At 42.0% G+C, this 17875-nt stretch carries 12 protein-coding genes; 2 read left to right on the top strand and 10 right to left on the bottom strand.

The annotated features are described in order from the left end of the window. Positions 1 to 35: 35 nt before the first annotated feature. From rpsF to HXT50_RS05690, 5 genes are all read right to left on the bottom strand, one after another. Complete coding sequence (rpsF, locus tag HXT50_RS05710) at positions 36 to 332, bottom strand: 30S ribosomal protein S6 (RefSeq protein ID WP_004574062.1); 297 nt, start codon at positions 330 to 332, stop codon at positions 36 to 38. Between the two features lie 343 nt (positions 333 to 675). Continuing rightward, positions 676 to 2052, bottom strand: a complete 1377-nt coding sequence (locus HXT50_RS05705; protein ID WP_112928500.1) for an AMP-dependent synthetase — start codon at positions 2050 to 2052, stop codon at positions 676 to 678. A 414-nt stretch (positions 2053 to 2466) separates the two neighbouring features. After that, positions 2467 to 2823, bottom strand: a complete 357-nt coding sequence (locus tag HXT50_RS05700; RefSeq protein WP_410299489.1) for a hypothetical protein — start codon at positions 2821 to 2823, stop codon at positions 2467 to 2469. Positions 2824 to 3095: 272 nt separating this feature from the next. Beyond that, complete coding sequence (locus HXT50_RS05695; protein ID WP_421777107.1) at positions 3096 to 4277, bottom strand: hypothetical protein; 1182 nt, start codon at positions 4275 to 4277, stop codon at positions 3096 to 3098. Between the two features lie 511 nt (positions 4278 to 4788). Further along, positions 4789 to 5646, bottom strand: a complete 858-nt coding sequence (locus HXT50_RS05690) for a DeoR/GlpR family DNA-binding transcription regulator (RefSeq protein ID WP_004105415.1) — start codon at positions 5644 to 5646, stop codon at positions 4789 to 4791. 227 nt (positions 5647 to 5873) lie between these two features. Here HXT50_RS05690 and HXT50_RS05685 point away from each other — a divergent pair, with 227 nt between their 5' ends. After that, entirely contained in the window at positions 5874 to 7028 is a 1155-nt protein-coding gene (locus HXT50_RS05685) for a quinone-dependent dihydroorotate dehydrogenase (RefSeq protein WP_004105417.1), read from the top strand. A 141-nt stretch (positions 7029 to 7169) separates the two neighbouring features. Here the strand turns inward: HXT50_RS05685 and HXT50_RS05680 are convergent, their stop codons facing one another. From HXT50_RS05680 to HXT50_RS05660, 5 genes are all read right to left on the bottom strand, one after another. Continuing rightward, positions 7170 to 9491, bottom strand: coding sequence for a transglycosylase domain-containing protein (locus HXT50_RS05680; RefSeq protein WP_004574072.1), 2322 nt, complete (start codon positions 9489 to 9491; stop codon positions 7170 to 7172). A 58-nt stretch (positions 9492 to 9549) separates the two neighbouring features. Next, complete coding sequence (locus tag HXT50_RS05675; protein ID WP_004105425.1) at positions 9550 to 10260, bottom strand: Crp/Fnr family transcriptional regulator; 711 nt, start codon at positions 10258 to 10260, stop codon at positions 9550 to 9552. A gap of 234 nt (positions 10261 to 10494) precedes the next feature. Next, positions 10495 to 12999 carry a S9 family peptidase gene (locus HXT50_RS05670; protein ID WP_421777106.1) on the bottom strand — a complete coding sequence of 835 codons (2505 nt, stop codon included), beginning with the start codon at positions 12997 to 12999 and terminating at the stop codon, positions 10495 to 10497. Positions 13000 to 13132: 133 nt separating this feature from the next. Next, complete coding sequence (locus HXT50_RS05665) at positions 13133 to 14572, bottom strand: phosphatase domain-containing protein (protein ID WP_421777105.1); 1440 nt, start codon at positions 14570 to 14572, stop codon at positions 13133 to 13135. Further along, a complete protein-coding gene (locus HXT50_RS05660) occupies positions 14569 to 16386 on the bottom strand; it encodes a L,D-transpeptidase (protein WP_112928497.1) in 1818 nt (605 codons plus the stop codon). Before HXT50_RS05660 ends, HXT50_RS05665 begins: the two co-directional genes overlap by 4 nt. 382 nt (positions 16387 to 16768) lie before the next feature. Here HXT50_RS05660 and HXT50_RS05655 point away from each other — a divergent pair, with 382 nt between their 5' ends. Then, positions 16769 to 17869: a diacylglycerol/lipid kinase family protein gene (locus tag HXT50_RS05655; RefSeq protein WP_004105433.1), complete on the top strand. Its 1101-nt coding sequence runs from the start codon at positions 16769 to 16771 to the stop codon at positions 17867 to 17869. Positions 17870 to 17875: the final 6 nt, after the last annotated feature.

Below are 17875 nucleotides of genomic sequence, written 5' to 3'. Positions count from 1 at the left end.
TTAATTCACTAGAGCTTACTTAGTTTTGCTAGTTTTTACTTAGCGTCCTTGCGAAGAATCTTCGTGCGGATTACAGATTCGTTAAGGTTCAAAACACGGTCAAGTTCGTCACTTACAGATGGCTCGGCAGTGTAGTTCACCACAACGTAGTTACCTTCGGTTTTGCCTTCAATTTCGTAGGCAAACTTGCGGCGACCCCAGTAATCGGTACCGTCAACGGAACCGCCCTCGTTGGTGACAAGCTCAAGATACTGCTCGGTCAACTTCTTAAGACCGTGCTCATCCAGCTCAGGATTTGCAATGAACATCAGTTCATACTTATGTGCAGACATCACCCACCTCCTTCGGACTATCGGCTGTGGACCTTCCACAGCAGGAGTGTGTTTGCAAAATATGCGCGATTGTTTGATGATAAGCACCAAAACCGCACACAACTTCGCTATTTTACAGCACGCTCGTGACGACGAGAGTTACGCGCTTAAACGATGGTGTCAGGCGGCAGAAACTTTACAGCGGCGTAAAGTTTCGGTCAACTACGCGCCAAAAAACGGCAAAAACTTTACAGCGTTGTCAAGAAAAGGTCGTTTTCGTGCTAAAAAACGGCAAAAACTTTACACAGGAGTAAAGTTTTGGTCGGAATCAAGCGCAAAGTTCCGCAGCACACGCACGCATCGGCTATTTCCCAATAATTCTAGGCACTCCAACAGCTGCAAGTTTCTTCTCAAGCTTCCTAGGATCAAGGATATCCGAGTAATTAAAGCGCACGATTTTATTTACGCCACATTCCTTCATAAGCAATACCTCACGTTCCGCTTGTTTGTCGATATTCTTATGAATAACACTCTGGTTTCGCGATTCGAATAAATTTTTATTGTCTCCTGAAGAATTAAGATTCACATTCTTATATTGCGCATCATCTGTATCAATGTAGTATTTCGAATACCCGTCAAACTCCCCAACAATCAACTCCCCATTATTCAGGCTCCACAAAAAGTCGCAACGATACTTCAAATTTACATGTGGAATCTCAAACTCACGCTGTAATTCTGGTATCATAAATCCTAAATTAATCATTGTTCCCCGAGCTAAGGATTCACCAGCGTTCTCGCTAAGACCATTTGCAAAGAAGCAAAGCTTACATAATTTAGCCAACTTTTTTTGTTCACACTCAAAAATTTGCTTAAAAGACAATGAAAAATTAGTCCCACCATTCGTTTTTGCATAGTTTCGCAAGTCATCCAAATAAGCGTAATCCCTTGTATAATGACGTTGGTTTTTGTGTAAACTGCTATTCGCACACGTTTTATTATTTGCAATCTCACTATTACAATCGACGCCACTCAAGTTATTCTTGCAATCGCAGTATCGGCTTTTGCAAATTTCGATCACTCTGTTTAAATTCACATTGTCTCGCGCTGCTGAATCGAAAATAGGCAAAGCAAATCTAAATGAGTAATTATTAGCAACGTCAAACAACATAGTGCTTTTATCTACCAAGTGACTTTTTATTTCTTCAGTCACGCAATCGCTTGCATGCGGAAGCTTTATTAATTGTCCAGTACTGTTATTCTCACGCGTTAAAATGCGGACATCATCACTCATACCATTCTGTTCGTAACCTACGGAAGGAATAACTTTTAGTTGATTGTTATACTTGTTTGATTTTCGCTTGTTGCTTCGAATATAAATTTTAGTATCTCTTGCGTCCACACAATTTTTCTTTTTGCTAAGAAAAGCATTATCATAGCAATTTTTTTCGCTGTCATAATCTTTCGAAACTTGATACCCAAGAAGTGCCGAGGCAGTCGAAGCTGTTAATTTACAATCGGGGTGCGATTCAATAATAGATAACGCAATATGACGTATTTTTTCAGCTTCGTAAAGACTATTCCAATATTCTTTACGCATGTAAAGATTTTTGTACACGCGCACAGCTTCTCCACGTTGCGATGACCTTTGAACTGCTTTTCTTTCAGCATTAGTTTTCGGGGCGAAGCAACGCTTATTCTGTTCACTATTCGAAAATAAATCGTTTATATAAAAATTATTCATAATGCAAGGTTATTAAAGCATTATTCGTGCGTAAATAAATTTTTTGCATTGTGGATAAAAGGTAGGGAAAGAAGGTGCGAAAAGAAGGTGCGAAAAGAAGGTGCGGAATTGGCAGGTGGCGGCAGAAAGTTTACATGGGAGTAAAGGAAAGGTCGGATGCGCGCGATAAAACGGCAGAAACTTTACACAGGTGTAAAGGAAAAGTCGCGAAAGAGCGGAAAAACGGCAAAAACTGTGCAGCTGTGTAAAGGAAAAGTTGCGAAAGGGCAGAATAGCGGCAGAAACTTTACACGGGTGTAAAGAAAAAGCCGCGAAACCACGGAAAACACATCTAAGAAATCGAATTTCGGGTTATAAGCCCAAAATGCTAAAGTACTTTTACCGACATTTTCCAATTAATGCGGAATAAACATTCTATATTCTATCTAATCCACATAATACACAGACAAAGGTAAATACTAGTAAGCAACCTTCAATTGTAGATTTAATCAGTTTATACGCTGTTTCTTCATCATCATACTTGCAATCTGTTCCACAACTTGCTTCGATTGCTTTTCTATCACATAACCATCTAGCAATAGCAAATAGTGCACCGACAGAACAAGTTACTATCGAAATCCAAGAATTAGTTCTATGCATAACAAAAGTAGCAAACAGCGCTAATCCAACAGATAATATCACGCCAAGTAATACAATTGAACAATCTATTAGTTTATATAGAATACCTTTAGATTCATCATATTTTTTATTATTCTTTTGAATTGACATCATAACCTTTATTAGTATACAATAAACCGATTTTATAGTTTGAATTATATTCAGAAAGGTAAGAATAGCAACTTAATGCAACTAATGGATGAGGACGAAGGCGTGAACACGCGCGTGCAGAGCACAAAATTGTTATAAAAAGGTTTATAGGTCAAAAAAAACTTAGTCTAGCGCACCTTTTAGCACACTAGACTAAGTAATTCACAGTAAAATCGACTCAACGATCAACCAGTAAGCTAAAGCCCAAATGATTCATCGCTGAATCAGCTTTTAGCTTAGTGACGGATCTTGCGAAGAGCAGCACCCATGCCAGCAAGCACAGAAGCAGCAACAGCAGCCATAGCTACAGCAGCACCAGTCTTAGCTAAACCAGCAGCAGCGGCACCATTAGCACCAGCGGCAGCACCGTTAGCATTGTTGTTCTGCTGAGCAGAAGCCTTGGTATCCTTACCCTTCTGACCCTGCTTAGCAGCAGCCTGAACTTCCTTACCAAACTTACCGCTCATAGCAGAAGCATAAGCATGCTTCAAACCAGGAACAGCTGGAACCTTTGGATCCAAAGGATCAGAAGTCACAACTGGTGGCAACAAAGCTGGGTTCACACCAGCAGCAACAGCCTCATTGTAAACATCCTTGTAAGTCTGCAAAGCCTTATTATAAGCAGCTACAGCAGCCAAATCCTTTGCCAGAGCATCATCATAAGCAGCCTTAGCCTTGGCAAGAGCAAGAGTTGCACGCTTAAGGTGAGCCTCAGCACGATCTGCAGCATCACGCAAATGAGTAAGGGTAGCAGAATCATTCACGCCAGAAGCCAAGAATGCGTTGAGCTTTCCATTAGCAGCACTGAATGCATCCATGCGAGCATTGTACTCAGCAATAGCAGCAACCAAAGCCTTATAAGCATCATTGAACTTATTCTTAGCAACAGCAAGTTCATCATCCTTGTTGTCCAAGTTCATCTTAGCAAGACGAACCTTGTTAATAAGAGCCCTCTTAACCTGATCCTCAGTTGGATCTGGAACTGCGCAGTTCTCCAATACGTTCTTAGCATCGAGATACTTAGCAAGAAGATCATTTACCTTAGTCTGCTGAGCTTCCTTAGCCCTAGTCTCTGTAACGTTAGCATTGTAAGCATCCACATACTTCTGAACCTTTACGTACAGATCATGTGAGACTTCAGATGGATCAGCATTATTCTTCAACAAGCCAGTAGCCAAAATTGTAACAGTATAATGTTCAGCTTCAGAATCCTTTGCAGGAGCTGGAGAAACTGTCATACCATCAAGAACAGCCTTAGCATCAGTATAAGCTTTGTAAGCAGCATCAGCAGACGTCTTAGCAGCGCTCTTGAATGGAGCAGGATCTGGGCATGCAGCCATTGCTGGAGCAGCAAAAGCGAAACCAGAGAGGAGGGTGGCGCCGGCAGCGAATGCGGCGATAGCCTTCTTATTCAACATAATATTTTCCTTTCTTCTTCTCCTTCGCACTAGGGTATGCGAAGAAAAATTTGCCATTTGCGGTTTCCCGCTCGTACCAGTGAACTAGGGATTCAACCGGTAACTGAGTTAAAACTTACCGCAAGCTCTCAGAAAACTCAACACTAAAATTCAGATTTCTAAGCGCCAAAAATACAAAAATCTTAGTAAATATTCGTTATATTCATTAAAAAGCAGAAATATTTACGACATTTTTCTGTATTTTTTAATAAAAATTACGCGACACGCCATATACTGGATTTTTTTAACGTTTTTTCAGCTTTCTTTAAGGTTTGAGTTTTGCGATTTCTTTAACAGCCTTATAAAACAAAGAAAAACGCAATATTTAACCATCGGCGAAATTTGTTTAAACATCGACACACTTGAAGCAAAACCAAACAGAAAAACCAAAAATGCCCGAGTAAACAACTCACTCGGGCATTACAATCATCAGCGCGCAAAATTAAACTTTGCAAAAATATTCGCAAAAATACTAATCAAGCAAATCGTCAGAATCTCCAGAACTCACTAAATCGTCAGCATTAGACGCATCAAGAACATCTCGCTCATCAATAACAGGTGCCAAAACCAAATCCTTCACAAGCTCACGCGTACGAAGCTGAGAATCAGCATCCAAACCATCGTCGGTAATAACAGTATCAACCTGATCAAAACGAGCAAATAGCGAAAGCGACGTACAACTCCATTTAGTATGATCCGTCAAAATAATCGTGCGATCCGCAATATCCATTAACGCCATATCAGTAGCAGCTTCCAAAGAATTTGGCATAAGGAATCCGCGAGGAAGAGACACAGAATGCGTGCCAAGAAAAACGGTATTCACACGAAGAGAAGCAACAACTTTATCTGCAATAGGCCCAACCAGCGAATTGGAACGCGTAATCACGCCACCGGTAACAATAACCTCGACATCCTTCGACTCTAAAGCTTGCACAAGCTCCGCAACAGGAATCGAATTGGTCAAAATCGTAATACCAGAAGCCCTGCGCGACTCGAGCAAATGTTGCGCAAACACATAAGCAGTGGTACCGCCGCCAATAGCAATCACATCCCCAGGAGACACATAATCCACAGCCAAACGCGCAATTGCATCCTTCAAACCAATATCCATTTGCGACTTTACAGAAAACAGCGGCTCCGAAAGCAGAGTATTAGTCGTCACTGCGCCGCCGTGAACGCGCTTTAAAAGCCCACGATCCGAAAGCTCTGCGATATCCCTGCGAACCGTCATAGCAGAAACGTTCAGTTCTTTAGAAAGCGCAGTAATGCGAACAGCACCGCGCGTACGGAGACGGCTTAAAATCAAATGTTGACGCTGTGAAGAAATCATACGAACATTATCGCACACGTAAACGCAAAAAACAAACGTAATTGAGCGTTTCAGGGCATTAAAACGAAAAGAACGCACATTTTGTTGTCAAGCAAAGCAAGTTTTATGAAAAATCGCACAAAAACGAACGCGTACTAAGGAAGAAAACGCACAAACTACGGCAAGAAAAAACGCACAAAATACACTAAGTAATAGCGCATATAACAATAATGCCCTACTATATAAATATGTATTACGTTTCTGAACACTCATTGCACAATGTCGTCAATAAAGCAACGACCGACCTTTTTACATTCTCATACAAACACATTATTAAACCGCATTTTGTTTTTAACATTCCTCCAGACGAAGCGCATGATCGCATGATTAATTTTTGCAAATTTAGCGAACGCACTCCTGGATTAATGTGGCTTCTTCGCGAAATGCTTAACTACACAGACCCAGTGCTAGAAACTAACGTTATGGGTGTGGATTTTGCAAATCCGTTTGGCTTAAGTGCAGGACTGGATAAAAACTGCCAAATGGCGACCGTACTAGACAACGCCGGCTTTGGTTTTGAAACAGTTGGCTCTACCACAAGCCGACCATGCGAAGGAAATCAAAAACCTTGGTATCATCGCCTTCCAGAATATGACTCTATTCTTGTACACGCAGGACTAGCAAACGATGGCAGCGAAGCCGTTGTTGCACGAGCCGAGAAAGCCTGGACGCATGCAAAGTCTATGAATATGTCTATTTCTATTGCGCGCACAAACGACGACTTAGTTGGCGACTTGGAAGAAGGAATTGAAGACTACCATATTTCTATGGAACGTGCAGCCGGAAAAAGCTCAATAATTGAAGTAAATATTTCATGCCCGAACACGCGTGTGGGTGAACCATTTAGTCAGCCGGAAGCACTTGACAAATTATTCACCGATCTTGACACTATTAAGCGACCTCAGCCAACGTTAGTTAAGATGCCGCTTAATTTGCACGGTGGTTGGGAACAGTTCAAATCTTTGCTTGACGTACTTGCCGAACATAAAGTTGACGGAGTAAGTATTGCGAACTTGCAAAAGAATCGCGCAGGACTTGATGTTCCGGAAGATTGGCAAGGAGCACTTTCTGGAGGTCCTACCTACAGCGCAAGCAACGAGCTTATTCGACGCACGCGCAAAGCTTTTGGTAAACGTTTTGCTATTGCAGGCATTGGCGGAGTATTTACGCCAAAGCAAGCATATGAGAAGATTCGCTCAGGCGCTGATTTGGTTATGTTTATTACGTCACTTATGTACAGAGGACCGCAGCAAATCACAACGCTGAAACGCGGACTTGCGGATCTTTTGAAACGCGACGGCTTTGAGCATGTTACAGACGCAGTTGGTGCGGATTTGAACTAGTACAGTGCGTATTTGCGCTAAAGATGACCCTTACTTTGCTCACAATCAAGTAGCATAAGTAAGGGTCTATTTGTAAGGAACAGCACAAAACAACTTAGTATTTAGTAAGTTAACTAGCAATTACGAGTTAACAAATACCATTTAGTAATTATCAGTTTCTGAATTACTATAGTCGTCGCGACGAGCAGTGCCGTACTGATCTTGCGTGTTCTTTTGTTTCTTAGCTTCTTCCTGCTGTTCTTGTGCTGCCTGCTTTCTAGCGTCTTCATCTCGCTTCTGCTGATCAGTTTTAACAGTATTTTTAGGCATGCCAGGCAGAGTTCCACCGGCAGTGTACTTTGGATCAGGCTTGCCATAATCGTTGTCAACAGGAATGTTAGCAGCTTTCAAATAGTCATTCATAAACTGTTTCCACGCTGGCGTTGCAATATACATACCATACCAAGCTGCCATTGTACGACCGTTAATAGTCATGCCATTAAAGCTTTTTTGTGATTCGGCGTTACCAACTGCCACAAACGAAGCAACTTGATACGGCACAAAACCAGCTGTAGTCATGTAGTACTGTTCGTTAGTACCAGTTTTTGCGAAAGTCTTGCGACCACCATCAAGTTGGGTAGTTGAAGCCTCGCCGCCAGGTTGCACAACACCCTGATTCAGCGCATAAGCAGCAGTTTGAGCAATTCCCTTTGGAATTGCTTGATGGCAATGCGCACTAGGAACTTTCAAACGCTTACCATTTTTGTCAACAACTCGCTTAATAGCAATAGGATCACATGCCACGCCATCAGCACCAATAGTTGCATACACATTCGCCACAGTTAAAGGCGAAGCTTGCACAGAACCAATCGTCATAGGCGGATTAAGCGAGTTAGAAGAATACACACTTTCCTGACCAAGAGGCGAATTATGGTAACCAAGTATGCGAGCAGCATCCGCGATTGAACACAGCTTAATTTGCTGAGCCATAGAAGCCTGAGTGGTATTATGCGAGCGCACAAGACCTTGCAAAGGAGTTTCCGGATTAGTTGTGCCACCACCAGAGTTTTGAACTGACCAACTACCAACTCCGCGGAATTTGCTGCAATTAAAATCAGCATTGTTGTAAAGCATAGAAGTGCGAAGAGGCTGATTAATCGACTTTCCAGCAAGCATCCATGCAACCATATTAATTGGCTTCCACGTAGAACCAATCTGCCAACCAAGACCGCCACCATCGCGCTCATCTACAGCATAGTTCAAAGCCGTATGCGTAGGATCTGATTTTGCAGCATCCGTAGCATCATAAATACGATTGCTGCCAAATGCCAAAACTTCACCAGTTCCAGGCTTAATTGCCGCAATTGAAACTTCAAAACCGCTCTTATCGTTTACAGGAATCGTATCTCTAGCAGCTTTCATAGCAGCCTTGCTGGCGCGCAAATCCATAGTTGTGTAGATATCAAGACCACCCTCAGTAAGCAACTTTTCGCGCATGGCAGCAGTTTTACCAAACTCGCGAGAATGCAAAATTTTCTTCGTTACATAATCGCAGAAGAATGCTGCATCACCTGCAGCTTGGCATCCAATCTTAGAAACTTCCCTCTGTATGTTAAGAGTGCTTTTAAGAGGAATAGCAACAGCGGAATCATGCTCGCTCTTAGTAATAAAACCTTGACGAAGCATTAAATCAAGTACAATATTGCGCTGCTTTTGCGCTTCAGGTTGATTTGCTTCAATAGAAGGATCGTAACGCGAAGGATTCTTTGTAATTGCAGCAATAGTTGCCGATTGCACAAGATTAAGCTTTGCAGCACTCGTATTGAAGTATCGATGAGCTGCAGTTTCTACGCCGTAAATATTATTGCTACCAAACTGCGCAATATTTAAATATCCCTGCAAAATCTCAAGTTTGGAGTATTTTTTCTCCATTTGAATTGCAATAAGCATTTCGCGCAATTTACGAGCAATAGTGCCTTCAGAAGCGTGATACTCAGCTAAAGGATCGTTATTTTCGCGAGCTTTAATCATAAGCACATTTTTTACATATTGCTGAGTTAAGGAAGAGCCACCTTGCATATCTCCCTTTTTAACGAATGTTTGCACGAATGCGCGAATAACACCTTGCATATCTACGCCGGAATGCTCAAAGAATCGACGGTCTTCACGAGCAACCATTGCTCGCTGCATATATTGCGATATGCGTCGAAGCGGCACTACAGTGCGGTTTTGAGCATAAAAAGTTGCAATAATAGTTTTGCCATCAGAAGCGTAAAGTCGCGATTTTTGCGGCAAAGCAGTTACATCAAAATCGATGCCGTCAACGCGAAGTGAAGGTACTACTGTTTTCACTATGCTATTCACGCTCATTACGCCAGGAACAAACATAATACTTGCTGCAACACCTCCTGCAACACACAAAGTGATGTAGGTAAGGAACAGTGCTAGCACACGGCGAACAGTCAGTGAATTCTTTTTCGGCATGCGTACTATTCTAAAGGTTTGCCTCTACTTGAAAACTGGCATCATAAACATTCGCACTTTAACGCTCAGCTCGACGAATAAGCATGCCAGGCTTATAAATAATAATTGACCTGCCTTGGCGCATAATCCAGCCTCTGTTTGCAAAATCCATAAGTGCTTTGTTAACTGTTTCGCGTGAAGAGCCAACAAGTTGCGCAAGCTCTTCTTGCGTTAAATCATGCGGCACAAGCAAGCCATCGCTCATAGGCTCGCCAAATCTTGAAGCTAAATTCAGCAAAGTCTTCGCTAAACGAGCAGGAACATCCATAAAAACTAAGTCGGAAATTCGCTCATTATTTGCTCTCATGCGCGCTGCAAGCACTTGAAGCATATCTACTGCAACGCTAGGGTGATTGTTTAGCCAATGGAATAACACGTCATTTTCTAGCCATAAAACTCTAGTATTGTTTGTAATAGATATTGCTGAAGCTGTACGAGGACCGCCGCTAGGATCAAAAACGGGAATTTCGCCTAGAATTTCGCCAGGAGTGTGAATACTTAACAATTGCACACGATTGTCGTTTGAATGACGAACTAATTTTACTCTTCCACGCTCAAGCAAGTACATTCGATGGTCAGTATCGCCTTCATTAAAAATTGCCGAACCTTTTTTAAATGTCGATTCTTGCAAATACTGCATCAATTCTTTTACTTGATCAGCTGGAACTTGCTTAAACAATGCGGTATGTTGCAGTGAAAATTCATCACTGTCAACGCTGAGTGTTGCCATTGCTGCTCTACCCCTTCATTAAGCAATAAGTAGATATCTCCATTGAACTACCTGTATGCGGATGAGCGCAAACGCAAACGAAAAACGTAAGCGAAAAACGCACATCACCTGACCTATGATATCACGAAAGACGAGGAAACGACATTTACTTTACAACGCTGTAAAGTTTCTGCCGCTTTTCCGCGCGCAAACGACATTTACTTTACAACGCAGTAAAGTTTCTGCCGCTTCCGACTAACTATTTACTCCCATAACATGCAAGCACCATGCGTTTTCATAAGCTAACTCCTGCCATTGCCTGTACCTGCCAGAAGTGCCACCGTGGCCACCGTCAGTTTCAATACGAGCAATTGCATCAACCCCAGAAGCTTGCAATTTAGCGAGCCATTTCAAAGGTTCCGTAACAAGCACGCGCGTGTCGTGAATAGACGATGTGATTAAGATTTTCGGAAAATCAGCTAACTTCTTGCGACCATCTTCCGTTTTTGCGCAAGGCACATTTTCGTAAGGAGTATACGATTTCATATAAGCATAAGCTTCAGAATCATCGAGCGGATTGCCCCACTCATCCCACTCTGTTACAGTAAGCGGCAAAGAAGAGTCGAGCATAGACGTAAGGGCATCTACAAAAGGCACGTCTGCTTCAATTCCTGCATAACATTCCGGAGCCATATTTGCTATAGCACCCATAAGCAAGCCTCCCGCTGAACCACCGTTTGCAACAGTATGGCAAGCGGAAGCAAAACCAGCATTTTGCAAAGCACGCGTGGCATCAACAAAATCTTCAAAAGTATGCTTTTTATTAACGCGCCTACCCTGCTCATACCACGCGCGACCCATTTCGCCACCGCCTCGCACATGCACTTGCGCATATAACACGCCGCGATCCAGCAAACTCAAGCGACCGACAGAAAAAGTAGGGTCTGAACTAACTTCATACGCTCCATAACCAGTAATAAACATTGAGTCAGTTTGAGAAATTTTATCCGGACGCCACACAAGCGATACTGGCACACGCTCACCATCTCGAGCAGTAATCCAAACGCGCTTTTCAGCATAATTGTGCTCATTAAATTCGCCTAAAATTTTACCTTGCTTGAGCAGCACATCTTCGCCTGTTAAAGGATCCAACTCGCGAAGTTGACCTAAAGTTGCGTAACTGCCAAAAGCGTAACGCATATGCGGAGCTTCGTACGAAGGATTTCCAGTCATAGAAATACTAAATAAGCGATTATTGTTGATTTCTTCTTGTGAAATATTTGCGAGCGCAGCACGTGATTCGGCTTGCGCTTGATCCGCAAGTTGATCCGTAAGTTGAGAAGAAAATTGATCCGTAGGTTGATCCGTAAATTGATTCGCAAGCTGGGAAGAAAGTGGGTGCACTTCGCAAAAACGCCACGGTTTTGCTTGCAAAAAATCTTCAACAGCGCGCTTCTTGCTCATTACAGCCAAATGCGGCAAACCTTGAGAACGGTAAGCTAGTGCCACATAATTTTTGTACATTGACAATCCGCTTATGCTCAATCCAACTGCATTTTGCAATATTTCAGGATTTTGAGGCGAATTATAAGGCTTTGTAATAGGCTCACTTCCGGCACCTTTTTGCCAAGCATCTCCTTGCTCGCAACCATAAGGAGAACCCGAAGCAACACATACTCCATCCGAAAGCTTATACGTTACATGCCCATCAAACTTGCCGGAATTTCCTCTCATATCAATAATGTCAATTTCAAAATTAGGATTTTTAGCGTTATGGCACACAATCGCAATTGGAATATCTTCACCATTTTCGCCAGCATTCTCGAAGCAAGCGAAAGAAATATCGTATTCCACTCCCTCAACCGGCTCAATAACCATACGGAATTCGCCCTCAGGATTGCTCAAAGGAAGCATGAGCACACGCGATGTAGTCTTTGAACTACTGCTGATCATCATGTATCGTTCGTCAAAACTTTCATACACGTCAACAAAAAATCGCTCGTCAGTTTCTTCAAAAACTTTTACATCATTAGAAACGTTAGTGCCAACCTTATGCCTCCAAACCTGATAAGGACGCCAAGCATCATCAAGCTTTACATAAAACACCCATTTTCCATCTGGAGAAAGTGAAGCAGAAGCAAGATTTTCCCACGATTCTTCTAACTGCGACCAAGAACATGTTTTTGTAGAAAAGTCACGAATAAAATAGTTAAAGCGTTCATCGCCTTGAGTGTCGACACCGTACAGCATTCGCAAACCGTCGGTGCTCAAATCCATTCCACCGACTCTAAAGAACTTGCCACCAGAGTGCTCAGATTCAAAGTTTGCATCAAATAAAATCTCTTCACCATCAGTTGTGCCAGGCTTTGCAGAATTGTCGATAGTTGGCGGATTCCAATCGTCACTATTTTCGACTTTCATACGGCATTGCACAGCGTATTGTTTGCCTTTTTCAGTGCGCACGTAATACCAGTAATTATTCATGCGCACAGGAACAGACATGTCTGTTTCTTGAACTCTTGAGCGCAACTCGTCAAATAATGTAGAACGCAAGTTTGCTAAGTGCTTTACACGCTGTTCAGTATAAGCATTTTGACTATTGACGTATTCCATAAGCTTAGGATTATTGCGATCTTTCATCCAAGCATATTCGTCTATATAAGTGTCGCCATGGAATTCACGTGCCGACGGTATGCGTTCTGCCGCTTTTGGCTTTGCAAAATCTTGATTATTCATAGCTACACCTCTTTTAATTTTCATTAAGTATTTTCTTCAGCTCTTATATATTAGTAACGAAATATTTTCTGCAATTCTTTAATATTACAAAATTATTTTGCAATTATTTTATACTATTTCGCAATCGCTTCCTCTATAAACGGAAGCATTACTTTAGCTAAATCTTTGCCTTGAGGAGCTGCAAAAATGGCACGCCTTGCAAAGTACCAGCAGCACCTTCTGCCTCAATTATGCGCATTTGAGCATCATCAAAATCATCAATATCACCAGAAAACTCGTTAGCATTATGTAATTTTTCGATCGCCATAGTAGGAATTTCTTGCGCATCTTCACACGTAGTATCAAGAGCATCCGAAAAAACATACGCACGCTTAGATGCACTTAAAGCAACAGCAAAATCACGAGATAATTTACGACGAAAATCCTCAACAGTAGCGCGCTTACGCAATTGCCTAATACCTACTGCAAGCACACGACCTGGATGCTTACGAATAATATTCGCATACGTTAAAGGATCCTTTTGACCATCATCGCCAATAAGCACAAAACGCATGCCAGGAAAATCATCCATAAGTTGAGTTGCAAATTCTAATTTATGCTGCGGTCCGTTTGGAATAAAAGTTTTAGGACGCGGATCCAAATCACGAAGAAGAAGAGGACCCTCAGGAAACTTTTCGCGATCAATAAAGTGACGAATTGAAGCCTCAACATTCCACGGAGAAGTAGAAAGATAGAAAAATGGAATATCGTCACGCAAACGCTCTAAAGACTGGAAAAACTCAGACATTCCAGCAACTGGCGAACGATGAGCAGGATTCATAATAAGCAAATTATAAGCAGCGCGAATTGGCGAAGGCGCTTGAGTAACCATAATAGTGTCGTCAACGTCCGAAATAACACCAACAGGAACATTTGCATCAATAGCAAATAAACTCGCTTTTACAGGCTCACGGTCACTAACAGAATACGAAACAACGTGACGACCAGGCTCTAAAGCGCGTTCGGTAATTAAATCTAAATACCCTGCACGGTCAGAAATACAGTACTCTGCACTACCATCGCGTGAACCTTCAGGCTTATCGTATATTTCAGAATCGCCAATTTGAGCTGTTTCTACAGGAATACCGTCAATAGACAAAGCCACGCGCACACGCACAGCAGGAACAACAAGCATCGCATAAATTCCGCGTTTTAGAGCAGAATGATGACCAAGCTTTGGAGCATACACAGTTCTGCAAATCAAGCGAGCATATCTATGCGTTCCATACCCAATATATGGCTCAACACTTGGAAACCAGCTAAAACGACGAGCAACACGACCAGCAAGACGCATCCACATGCCGACAATAGACGTAATGAGCCTGCGACCAAAACGCACAAGCAATGGCTTATTGTCAATACGCTCAGCTTTAGAAGGAGCGTCAAACAATGTTGCCGTCACATGCACAGGAATTGGCGCACTGCTAATCCGTCTAGACGCCACTAATTGCGGAGTAGATTGTGGGCTTTGCACATACTCAAGATTAGAACGCGCAGAAAGCGAAAGTCCTTCGGCGCGTTCATCTTTGTTAAGTGAGTTACCCACAGATTCGCTCATTCGCGTACCGGACCATCCGGAGTCGTGCCAACAATTTGCACAATAGTGCCACGTGGGCAATTTTCAAAAATCCAGCGAGCATCCTGCTCATACATGTTTATGCAACCATGAGAGCCGTGATTTGCAGCATCGCCAGTTGCAATACCCTTATAATTCCAAGAAGCAGTGTGGAAACCTTCTCCACCATGGTAATAGCTAACCCAACGCACTCCAGGAGAGAAGTAAGGAGATCCATCGCCATTCCTACCGCGCATATCTTGTGAAGCATAACGCAAGTAAATAAAGAATGTACCAGAAGCTGAATCATCGGCACCGCGCTTACCTGTGCAAACAGGGAATGTTTTTACAAGTTCATCATTCCTATAAACAGAAGCCGTTTGGGTTGTTTTGTCAACAACAATGCGCATTTCAACAAGCTTCTTTTCAACGGTAAACTTAGTGATTTTTGAAGGAACAGACATCTTGAAATCATTGCCATTGCGCAAAGATTCTACAGCCTTTTTCGCAATACTATCGGAATAGCTAATTTCAACACCATTAGAACCTTTAAGTGTTGTGAAAATAAACTTGCCTTCTTTATTGACTGCATCTTCCTGATTAATCTTTTGCTGATTAAGCTCTTTTGGAAGAACTTGAGACAAATAATAATCTGCTTTATCTGCATCAATTGTGTAAGAAAGCTTACGGCGAGTCGTATCTGCTTTTATACTGATCCAAGACGCAATCGCTTCTTTTGGAACCGTAAAATCTTTACCGTCACCGTTATTAAACGTGATTTTTTTCTCAAGAAGTTTATTTAAATCATCTACAAGTTTCTGCGCTGCATCAAGCTTAATAGGAGCGTCAGTGCGTCGAGATGTAACAGAAACTTTTACTGTTTTACCAGGGTGAGCAATTAACTTTTTTACTGCTTCACGAACAGACATAGTTTCTATAGTGCGACCAGGTATACCATCCTCTACCTTGTAAGATTCAGAATCCTTGTCGAAAACTGCACTATAAGGTACAGCGCGATCCTTCTCACGAATAAACTTATGCAATAAGTACGAATCCAAAGCAGAATCATCACGTACAGCTTTCAAGCTCACGGTTTGATGAACCCAAGGCATAATACGAGTAAATAAATTATCTCGCTTAGCATTCATAATAGCTTTTACAGTTGCGTTCTTATCAATCTTGACACCAAGTTGACTCAAATCTGCATCAACACTATTGCCTTGATCGTCACTAATTACTAATTCGCTATGATCCACAGCATTCTGAACAGTCTTGCTTACAGAATCTTCCTGATAGCCAGTGAGATTGCGCGTAATAGAAGCATCACCAAAATCAACACCTGGAGCAACTCGATTGTTGAAATACAAATGAAGTGCAAAAAATGCTGCAGCTAACAAAATAACAAAAATAAGAAGCGAATACATCAACGCCAATGCGGAACGGTTCGCACGATGTTTCTTTGCTTTCGGCTCTACTACTCTAAATGAATCGGTTGCAGTTGAATCGGCAGGAGTTGCATTTGCATACATGCCATAAGATGTAGCATTATTGCCAAACACATTCTTCTTATTACCGGCAATATCTTCAACGATATCGTCAACAATGTCTCCAGAAGTATCTTCTTCATCGGCGACTTCGCCTAAATTATCAGCAAGAGTTCCCTCATAATTAACAGAATTATCAGCCATTTGATCTTCTACATGACTTTGAGGAACCTGCATAAAAGCAACAGTATCGTCACTAGCATCATCAGGCATATTACTAGATGTAATATTGAAGGATTCATCTCCCTCAAAATTTTGCTGTAATTCAGCCATATTCAAAACCTCTGCTCAATAATTGTATGCGACAGACACGCTTGCACAGTTTACCACTAGCGACGCACGAAATTAGTATTAGCGAAACATGAGAGCATAACTGGTTACATAACTAGCTATATAACTAGCTAAATATTTAGTACAGAATTAATGCGAATAATACACGTTAAAAAACGAGCAAAGAACAAGCAAAAGCAGCAAAATGCACAATTAACTAGCAACTAGCCGACACCTAATGAGTAACTAATAAACATCTAATACAAGCAATAAACGATATTTATAAAAACAATAAATACTACACAAATGTGTAAAAAACGTAAATATTCGCAATATGCCGCAAAATTTAGTATTGTAGGAAAAATAATGTGCAAGAATAGGAGGTATGCCAACTATGCCTATTCAAGCGACTATTGCTCTTATGATGATTGTATTCGCGCTTGTACTCGCACCATTCGTCATCATGATTGTTTCGCGCGCTTTAAAACGTCATCATTTGGCAGAAAAACTTGCTCAACGACACGGCGACTCAGTGCATTACGCATTCATACTTAATCCTTCAAAACCACAAGCGGAATCATATCGCGAAAGTATTAAAAATTATTGCAAAGAACGCAATTTAACCTACGAAATTATTGATACACAGTTAGATAAAGATGGGCGCGAATGCGCTTTAGAAGCGCTTTCAAACGGAGCTAACGTAGTAGTAGCGGTCGGCGGAGATGGCACGGTTCGTACTGTTGCGAGCGCAGTAAGCGGTAAAGGTCATGCGATGGGAATTATTCCTATTGGAACCGGCAATCTTTTTGCTAGAAATATGGGAATTCCAGTAAACGACGTGGATGCTGCGCTGCGTGTTGCAACTTCTCACGGCTCTAGGCAGGTTGACGTTGGGCGCGTAACGATTCTCGACAATCCAGAAGAAGATCATGGACACGCATTCTTAATTATTGCAGGCATTGGTTTTGACGCGTTAATGATTGACGACACTGATCCAAACTTAAAAAAGAATATTAGTTGGCTTGCTTATTTTGTCTCTGGTGTAAAGCATTTGTTTATGCCAAAATATCGCGCAACCGTTACCTTACAGCGTTCAAATGGCGACGAAAGTGTGCTAAAAGGATTGACTTTCCGCACACTTATGGCTGGAAATTGCGGTCAAATTCCTATGTTTTCGCTTATGCCAGAAGCAGCGTACGACGATGGCGTGCTTGATTTTGAGATTATTGACACTTCGGGCGGTTTAATTGGTTGGGCTAATTTGTTCCGAGGAGTAATACACCAGACGCTAACAGGGCGCGCGCTACAGCAGGATTCGCTTTCTGCAGGCTCAAGAATTGACCAAACGCAAGGTTTTAGCGCAGAAGTGCAATTAGAAAAATCTGCTCCAGTGCAAGTAGACGGCGACATTTTGGGCTATACGAAACATTTGCGCTTCACTGTTGACAAGCAAGCATTATGCGTAAGAGTGCCAGAAAATAAATAAAATACA

This window comes from Gardnerella sp. KA00243 (assembly GCF_049244105.1).
Classification (GTDB): Bacteria; Actinomycetota; Actinomycetes; order Actinomycetales; family Bifidobacteriaceae; genus Bifidobacterium; species Bifidobacterium leopoldii.
This window is presented reverse-complemented; position numbering and strand designations above follow the sequence as displayed.